1 protein-coding gene is annotated in these 749 nt (G+C 43.9%); it reads right to left on the bottom strand.

Annotated elements, in window-relative coordinates:
- A partial coding sequence (locus GMD4S_RS09795) for a class I SAM-dependent methyltransferase (RefSeq protein ID WP_044130275.1) occupies positions 1 to 746 on the bottom strand: 746 nt, incomplete at its 3' end.
- Positions 747 to 749: the final 3 nt, after the last annotated feature.

Below are 749 nucleotides of genomic sequence, written 5' to 3' on the forward strand. Positions count from 1 at the left end.
TTGAGCCACCCTTTTAATAAGTCACTTTGAGGACTGGTCAATAAATCACTCGGAGCTAGAAAAATAGCATAGCCATCTGACTTAAGGTACTTGAGGCCTTGTTCCATCAGCAAATGGTGGGCATAGGTATGCTCTTGACTAGAAGCCACTTGATAGCGTGAAGCGATGGCATCGTCTGGGTAATAGCCAACAGGTAAGTCGCTGATGACCACGTCGCTTTCTTTAAGCATTTGCGGACGAACGGCATCTCCTTGGACAAAACCAGCCTGCAAACCAATCACATCTGCCATACTGGCTGCCAAATCAATCAGCAAGTCATCCACTTCGATTCCCAAGTAATCTACTTTTTTAGCGAGAGAAGTCAAGAAAGTAGCCCCCAAAATCCCCATACCAGAACCTATTTCGAGAATGCTAATTTCCTCTTTATGAAGCAACTCTTCTACAACAATTACCAAGAGGAGGGCAATGGCATCTGGTGTAAACTGGTGATTGGCCTGTAAAGGTTCCGTTTGTCCTGCCTTCATCAAGAGAAACTGGTAGGTCTTGAGCCACTCTTCCTTGCGAAGCGCTAAGCGCTTAAGGGCTTGATTGTTCTCCTTGACCTGCTCTAGATTGGTCTCGCCATCTAGATAGATACTATTTTGCTCTACCAAGGCGTCATAAAAGTTGGTCGCCAAATCACTTTGGATGACTTGGACATTCTCTAGTAAATACGTATAAGCTTGTTCAATTTTTTCAAAATCCATATT

Source organism: Streptococcus sp. GMD4S (assembly GCF_000296955.1).